9 protein-coding genes and 1 pseudogene are annotated in these 7,040 nt (G+C 48.1%); 7 read left to right on the forward strand and 3 right to left on the reverse strand.

The genetic code is table 11. The annotated features are described in order from the left end of the window. The first annotated feature begins 378 nt into the window (after positions 1 to 378). From GEI7105_RS0125990 to GEI7105_RS32575, 5 genes are all read left to right on the forward strand, one after another. A complete protein-coding gene (locus GEI7105_RS0125990) occupies positions 379 to 903 on the forward strand; it encodes a hypothetical protein (protein ID WP_017663296.1) in 525 nt (174 codons plus the stop codon). Between the two features lie 19 nt (positions 904 to 922). Beyond that, positions 923 to 1,810 carry a hypothetical protein gene (locus GEI7105_RS0125995; RefSeq protein WP_017663297.1) on the forward strand — a complete coding sequence of 296 codons (888 nt, stop codon included), beginning with the start codon at positions 923 to 925 and terminating at the stop codon, positions 1,808 to 1,810. 254 nt (positions 1,811 to 2,064) lie between these two features. Continuing rightward, positions 2,065 to 2,379, forward strand: coding sequence for a YbjQ family protein (locus GEI7105_RS0126000; RefSeq protein ID WP_017663298.1), 315 nt, complete (start codon positions 2,065 to 2,067; stop codon positions 2,377 to 2,379). A 48-nt stretch (positions 2,380 to 2,427) separates the two neighbouring features. Further along, positions 2,428 to 2,874 (forward strand): YbjQ family protein, encoded by a 447-nt coding sequence (locus GEI7105_RS0126005; RefSeq protein WP_017663299.1) that lies wholly within the window; start codon positions 2,428 to 2,430, stop codon positions 2,872 to 2,874. 542 nt (positions 2,875 to 3,416) lie between these two features. Beyond that, positions 3,417 to 4,304 carry a M48 family metallopeptidase gene (locus GEI7105_RS32575; RefSeq protein ID WP_017663300.1) on the forward strand — a complete coding sequence of 296 codons (888 nt, stop codon included), beginning with the start codon at positions 3,417 to 3,419 and terminating at the stop codon, positions 4,302 to 4,304. Positions 4,305 to 4,358: 54 nt separating this feature from the next. Here GEI7105_RS32575 and GEI7105_RS41140 read toward each other — a convergent pair whose 3' ends face one another. Next, the gene (locus tag GEI7105_RS41140; RefSeq protein ID WP_071592152.1) at positions 4,359 to 4,505 is read right to left on the reverse strand and encodes a plasmid mobilization protein; all 147 of its coding nucleotides are present in this window, start codon (positions 4,503 to 4,505) and stop codon (positions 4,359 to 4,361) included. A 241-nt stretch (positions 4,506 to 4,746) separates the two neighbouring features. Between GEI7105_RS41140 and GEI7105_RS32580 the strand changes: the two genes are divergently transcribed. Continuing rightward, positions 4,747 to 5,616, forward strand: a complete 870-nt coding sequence (locus tag GEI7105_RS32580; protein WP_342662868.1) for an RNA-guided endonuclease InsQ/TnpB family protein — start codon at positions 4,747 to 4,749, stop codon at positions 5,614 to 5,616. A 15-nt stretch (positions 5,617 to 5,631) separates the two neighbouring features. Beyond that, entirely contained in the window at positions 5,632 to 5,907 is a 276-nt protein-coding gene (locus GEI7105_RS40835; RefSeq protein ID WP_342662869.1) for a zinc ribbon domain-containing protein, read from the forward strand. 334 nt (positions 5,908 to 6,241) lie between these two features. Here GEI7105_RS40835 and GEI7105_RS41145 read toward each other — a convergent pair. Beyond that, positions 6,242 to 6,616: pseudogene (locus tag GEI7105_RS41145) on the reverse strand (RNA-guided endonuclease InsQ/TnpB family protein); the annotation flags it as partial. Next, positions 6,553 to 7,040: RNA-guided endonuclease InsQ/TnpB family protein (locus GEI7105_RS41150; RefSeq protein WP_158413276.1), on the reverse strand; the 488-nt coding region annotated here is incomplete at its 5' end. The pseudogene GEI7105_RS41145 and the gene GEI7105_RS41150, both read right to left, overlap by 64 nt.

The following is a 7,040-nucleotide window of genomic DNA, read 5'->3' on the forward strand; positions in this document are numbered from 1 at the left end:
GTAAGTTGATTAAGTCTTCTACAAAAAAGTTCATCTTTAGATCCGCCTGCATTTGTTTTCTATTATACTATTATCACCTCAAACTCCGAAGACCCAAAAAATTATTTTCGTGATATTTTAGAACAAAATTTAAAAATCGACAAAAAAATCGATCGCCACTCCTAGAGAACAGACAGCGAATCGATAACAATATTACCTAAATTACCTAGCGTTTCAAAACATGGCGATCGACTCGCGATCGCATTCTTCTATCGTTATTCGACCCCATATCGCGATCGCCATTTCGAGATTAAGAGGAACTTAGAAATCTCGGGGTTTTCACGGAGCGATGTTACGATCGAAATTCAAGCCGACCTTTCCCCATTCCCCCGCAGTGTCATGAATTTTTCAGCAAGTTTTGCAGCCCCTCGCAAGCTGTTCGTCGCCTTTCTCCTGGCGATGATGCTGGTTGTCGGTGGCTGTCGCAACCCCCAAACCCCCGCCCCTCCTTCAGAAACTTCCCAACAAGTTCAACCCGCTGAAGGAGGAGCCGTTGCGAGCGACGCCGTTCCCGGTAGCGCGTTCAACAAATTCTTTCCCGCAGGAGGCGACGGCTACGAGCGCGTCTATACCCAAGAAAAAACGGGATTCGCCGAAGCCAAACTCAAACGCGACGGACAAGACATCGCGATGCTGGCGATTTCCGACACCATCAGTACCCCCATCGCCGCCCAGAAATTCCAAAACAGCCAGGCGACGATCGCCGGATATCCCGCCGTCACCGTGGGAAATACCCAAACCGCGATTCTCGTCGCCGATCGCTTCCAAGTCAAAGTTATCTCGCGCAGCCCCGACTTTACGGAAGCCGATCGCGAAGCCTGGATTCAAAGATTCGATTTGTCCGGCTTAGCCCAACTCAAATAAAAAGAGAGTTACCCCCGCCATGAGTAAACCGATTAACCAACGGGTAGACGAACTACCGACCAAAAACGTTACCATTTTTTCCCTGCGATCGCTCGATTTCGTCCTTCCCGATAAATGGGAAAACCTCGTCGGATGGGACAACACCATCCGCACGATTACCGGAGAAACCGACGACAGCTTGATTCAACTAGTCGGCGATCGCGCGATCGCCCTCTACAACGACAAATCTCAAGGCTATCAAACCGCCCTGTGGCTGTACGATACCATCGACAGCGCCGGAAGCGCCCTGGGAACGGCGGCGCTCGCCAACAAAGTCGGCGAAAAAGTCCCGCTGTTGGGATTTCTCAACAAACTCACCCCCAAAGCCGACAAAGCCCAAACCATCGATTTGACGTTAAAACTCGTCGTCGAAATCGTCGCTTTTTGCAAAATTAACGGAATTCCCGGCGACAGCATCGGCGATTTCGTGCGATCGCTCGGCGACTACAGCGGCGAATCCCTCATGCGGATGGCGGCGTTAGTCTGCTTCGACGGGTTGATTCCCCTCGGTCCCGACTTCGTCCAAGCCGTCGGAGAACGTCTCGGAATGCTCAGCCCCAGCGAACTCGAAGACAATCAAGAGTTCAAAAAAATTAAAGATGAAATTCCAGGGAAAAATGCCGAACATAAGCTAGGCTTCATGGGAGAAAGTTTCGAGTCAGTTCGGGGTTGGATGAGCGAGTTCGTCAGCTCTCACGACTTGACCCCTCAAAAGGTTAGCAATCGCTTGCAGAGCTTTATCGAATTTAGCGACGATCGCCTCGACTATCTGGCCGCTTTTCTCGATATGAGTACGGACTACTACCGTCACACCGGCGTACAAACCCTCGCTCGTCGGTTAATCGAGCGATCGCTGGCTGAGATTTAAGCTCGCTGGCTACACTCCCTAACTCAAACCAGAACAACCGCATTTACACCATTTGTAGAGTGGGCAATGCCCACCAACCCCTACATTTAGTGTAATTAACGTTGAAGTGCGTAAGTCCGTATCAAACAATCGAGTTTTAGACTTTAGAGACGTTGTCCGCGACGTCTCTAAAAAAAACGATCGAGTCGGCATTTCCTCGTTTTTGAGGTTTGCTTTTCTAGAATGTTTCATTACTGATAAAGGATATCTAGATCGTGATTCTCACAACCCTTGAAGGTGTTCCCGGAAAAGAAGTCATCGAGCATTACGGCATCGTACAAGGTAGCACAGTACGGGCAAAAAACGTCGGTCGCGACATTGCCGCAGGATTTAAAAATATCGTAGGTGGAGAGTTGAGAGGCTATACCGATCTCCTCAACGAAGCCCGACAAGAAGCTCTCGATCGCATGGTATTACAAGCCAAACAACTGGGAGCCAACGCCATCGTTAACGTCCGTTTTGCCACCTCTTCAGTCGCGCAAGGTGCTGCGGAACTGTTCGCCTACGGAACCGCCGTTCGGGTTCGCTAGAACCCCGCTTCAAATCGTTCGAACTCTATCTTCACCACTGCGATCGCTATGGACGAAATAATCGTTATCCTCGTTCTGTTGGGGATTGGATATGTGTTTGGTGTGCTGGCAGAAAAGCGCCATTACAAAGACATCAAAAAACGAGAGCGCGAAACCGTTTTTCTTCCCGTCGCCAGTTTTGGAGCCAAACAACCCCTTCCCGACGCCCGAGATGCTATGTTGTTTTCTGGAGCTGTGGTCATTTCCTCAGACTATTTCAAAACTTTCGTGATGACGTTACGAAACCTCATCGGAGGTCGAGTGATTGCTTACGAAAGTTTGCTCGATCGCGGTCGTCGCGAAGCCTTACTTCGAGTGAAAGAACAAGCCATACAATGGGGCGCACGAGAAATCCTAAACGTGCGCTACGAAACGTCTACCATCGGAGGCGGTGCGTCAGGAAGAACCGGGCCGGTATCGATCGAAGTCATTGCCTACGGAACGGGAATTCGTTAAATTTTAAAACTGTCGATATCGGGGGGTTTTAAAAGGTGCATCTCAAAAATGTAAATCGATCGGAGGCAAACTTGAGTCCTCGATTGAGCTGCTGTTGGGTTCTATTCCGTTCCACCCGTGGACGGCAGCGTTGCCGAAGTCTAACCTACCCCAGACTCATATTTTTTCAACAGTGAGATGCACCCATTTTTAAAAAACGCCTCGATCGAAAGTCAGGTATTTCGACTCTCCCAAATTAGGTAATAGTAATGTTCTCCAGACGTGCCAGCCTAGCCAACAAGTAATACCTTCCTTAAATCTGAAAACTTCAGAGTCCCGAACAACGCATTCTTTTTAGATATTTTCACAATTAAACCCTTAAAATTTTCAAATTTATAGACAATTAGAATTTTTTTAAAACCCTAAAATAACCTCTCTGTGTTCTCTGTGTTCTCTGTGGTGAAGACTGTTTTCAAACCCAGCTTGTCGAACACAAAATCCACATTATCCGAATTTTTTTGTAAAAAGACTCTAAAACCTGTAAAAACAAAAAATCAAGATTGATGAAATACACCCCAAGAGAAATCACAGAAGAGGTAAACGTTTCTAAAGTTCATCCTCTAATCAACTTCGGTTATCTCATCGCGACCGTTGTGGGTATAACGCTGGTTTTATATTTCGGCTTAGGACTAGCGGTCGATTGGTTCGTACCTCGGATTAGCGATCGCCGAGAAAAAGAAATTGGCGACGCCCTCGCCCCCACCGTTCCAGCTCAATTTGCCGGAGAGGAAATCGAAAGCGATGCTCGCCTCGCCTATCTAGAAGATTTAGTCGAAACGCTGCGGAAACCGGGAGATATGGCAGAAATCCCGCTGGACGTACACCTGATCGACACGCCCATTGTCAACGCCGCCGCTTTAGCGGGCGGTCACGTTTTCGTCACCACATCGTTTTTAGAAGAAGTCGAATCGGAAAACGAACTCGCTTTTGTATTAGCCCACGAAATCGGCCATTTATCGGCCCGAGACGCCCTCAAAGGAATGGGACGATCGCTCGTGGTTTTGTTTGGAGCGATCGTGTTGGATGTCGGTACCTCGGGCACGACAGGAACGCCGGATATCGTCCTGCAAACGATTAATCTCAACAGCTTAAACTATAGTCGAAAGCAGGAATACGCCGCCGATGTCTACGGGTTGGAATCGGTGGTTCGCGTTTACGGCCACGGCGGTAACAGTCTCGACTTTTTCAAGCGGTTGGCGGAAACCGAAAGTCAGTTTCCAAACCGCGTGTTGACGGTTTCGGAGTATTTTCAAACCCACCCCCTCACGCAAAACCGCATTGACGCCCTCAATAGCTTGGCCAGCGATCGCGGTTGGACGATGGAAGGAGAATTAATCCCGCCGCCGGATGGGTTGGGTTGTCCGAATTTTCAATGTGAGGAAGAGGATTGACCAAAAAACTGGGATACAAGCCCCGTCCCTTCGACTTGGCTCAGGGCAAGCCTTCTAGGACGGCTTTTTACTGGGTTCTGGAAAACGAGCAATTAAACTTCTAATTAGTTCTGATTGTGTCATACCACGCCTAGCAGCTTCTTCTACAAGCTGTCTTTTTTCATATTCGGTAACTCTCAAAAATATTTTCTCGGTTTTCATATTCTCTTGGTGCGCGTACCCTTCGACTAAGCTCACTTCGACAAGCTCACTTCGACAAGCTCACTTCGACAAGCTCACTTCGACAAGCTCACTTCGACAAGCTCAGTGCAAGCAGTGCAAGCAGTGCAAGCAGTGCGAGCAGGGCAAGCCCTAGTACCGTACGACGGTGCGGGGTCGCACCGCAAATTGTCCGGTCAAATAGCAATATATACAGTATACTATAATTAAGGGTGACAAACCCATGAAAGCCAGATACGAATATCGTTTTTATCCAACAGATCAACAAAAGCAGAGCTTAGCTTGTTTATTCGGCTGTGTTCGTGTTGTCTATAACGATGCTTTGGCTATCTGCAAACAATCTGAGAAAAAACCTAAGTCGTCCGAACTCCAAAAAATAGCGATCGCTCAGGCAAAAAAGACTGAAGCTAGGGCGTGGTTGAGCGAGGTATCAAACATACCTTTACAACAGTCTGTAGCCGATCTAGAGACAGCTTTTGAGAACTTTTTTAGTTCTTGTAAAGGCAAAAGAAAAGGTCGTAAAGTTGGTTATCCTAAGTTTAAAAAACGGACGAATAGCCAATCAGCACGGTTCAGGATTGGAGGTTTCTCCATTAAAAACAAAGGTGTTTATCTTGCAAAGATTGGCGTTGTTAAGCCTGTCTGGTTAAGAAAGCTACCCGCAAGTCCTACCTCTGTAACTGTTATTAAGGACTGTGCTAACCGTTACTTCCTAAGCTTTGTCGTAGAAGTTGAGCCAATCAGTATTGATGCTAAAAACCAAAGCATTGGCATTGATTTAGGAATTAAAACTTTTGCTGTGATGAGTAATGGTGAAAAAACGGCAAGTCCTTGTTACAAGCATTTAGACCGCAAGCTTCGCAAACTTCAGCGCAAGTTAGCACGACAGCAGAAAGACTCAAAACGCAGAAACAAAACCCGTATTCAGATAGCCAAACTACACAATCAGATTGCAGACACTCGCCAAGACTTCCTACACAAACTATCAACCAAGGTCGTTAGTGAAAACCAAACTATCGTTTTGGAAGATTTGAACGTGTCAGGAATGGTTAAAAACCGTAAGTTGTCTAGAATTATCAGTCAACAAGGCTGACGAGAGTTCAGGGTATTGGTTGAAGCAAAGTCTGAAAAGTACGGACGCAAGTTTGTAGCGATCGGACGTTGGGAACCCACCAGTCAAACCTGTTCTAATTGCGGTTATAGGTGGGGAAAAATTGATTTGTCTGTGCGGTCAGTGATTTGCCTAAATTGCGGTACAGAACACGACCGAGATGATAATGCGTCTAAAAATATAGAAATGGTCGGCATGGGGCATCGGCACGACCTTAAATGTACGTCGAGAGATGGTCAGACTACTTCGGTAGCACAACTCAATGAAGCGTAAAGAATCCCCACGCCTTCAGGCTGGGGAGTATGTCAAACTCATCGGGCAGCAAGCCGCGATGATTCTTGGGTTATGAAGGAGCCGGAGTTTAACCACTTCCCGGTGGAAAGCCTAGCCTCTCGCCAAGCATCCAAGGTGTGTCCCACCTCAGTTTTTTTCGAGTCTATCCCAATGCGCGTATGCAGCGAAAGTGCTACGCACCGATCGACGCGAACGGCGCATAGCACTTAACGCAAATTTCAATCCTCTGGCTTCGTTGAAGGGGAGTCAGACGAACTCGAACATCCTTTTAGGTGAAGCCAACCCAATACCACATACTCCATCTTGACACTCCTCAGCTATCACGGCGTGAGGATTCTTCCTTCAGCGATCCGACTTGCTCTGACAGGTTTGCACCAGCCAAAGTAGCGGTCAAATCTCCAGAAGCGTTCACCTCGACTGCGCTCGGTGAGCGAAGCCGAACCAAAGTTCCGGTATGCCCTACCGTACTCAAGGCAGCGTTCAGGATGTTGATGGCTGCGTTGTGGTCTCTGTCTAACTCACACCCGCACTGACAAACGTGGGTGCGAGTTGAAAGCGTCTTTCTGACGACCGTGCCACAACTCGAACAGGCTTGGCTGGTATAGGCAGGTTCGACCGCAACGGTTATCCTGCCAAACTTTTCTCCAAACTGTTCCAACCACTTCCTGAACTGATACCAACCGGCATCATCCCCCCAACCCCCCTTTGAAAGGGGGGCGAAGGGGGGATGCAACGCGCCAGTCTCTTAGCGTGTTCTTCACGTTGCCGACTTATTTTGAGGTGAACTCGTCCGAGTCGATTGACGGCTTTTTTTCGGTTAGCAGAGCCTTTCTGTTTTTTGCTCACCCTTCGGTGAGCGCGTTTCAGCTTTTTCTCAGCGTTTCGGTAAAACCTCGGGTTCGGTTCGCATTCTCCGTTTGAATCGGTGTAGAACTCCTTGAGTCCGACATCCAATCCCACGGTATTTCCTGACGGTTCGAGTGTTTCTCGAACCTCGACACTAACGCAGAACTGTGCGTAGTAACCGTCAGCCCTGCGAACCAGTCGGACCCGTTTAATTTGTTCTGTACTGTAAAACGCCAAATCCCAAGTTCCAACCAGTTTTAGTCGTC

Source organism: Baaleninema simplex PCC 7105 (assembly GCF_000332355.1).
GTDB classification, from domain to species: Bacteria; Cyanobacteriota; Cyanobacteriia; order Cyanobacteriales; family Geitlerinemataceae; genus Baaleninema; species Baaleninema simplex.

Coding starts and splice junctions, on each gene's coding strand:
- GEI7105_RS0125990 (WP_017663296.1), top strand. CDS start 379: ATGAATTTTTCAGCAAGTTTTGCAGCCCCTCGCAAGCTGTTCGTCGCC.
- GEI7105_RS0125995 (WP_017663297.1), top strand. CDS start 923: ATGAGTAAACCGATTAACCAACGGGTAGACGAACTACCGACCAAAAAC.
- GEI7105_RS0126005 (WP_017663299.1), top strand. CDS start 2,428: ATGGACGAAATAATCGTTATCCTCGTTCTGTTGGGGATTGGATATGTG.
- GEI7105_RS32575 (WP_017663300.1), top strand. CDS start 3,417: ATGAAATACACCCCAAGAGAAATCACAGAAGAGGTAAACGTTTCTAAA.
- GEI7105_RS41140 (WP_071592152.1), bottom strand. CDS start 4,505: ATGAAAACCGAGAAAATATTTTTGAGAGTTACCGAATATGAAAAAAGA.
- GEI7105_RS32580 (WP_342662868.1), top strand. CDS start 4,747: ATGAAAGCCAGATACGAATATCGTTTTTATCCAACAGATCAACAAAAG.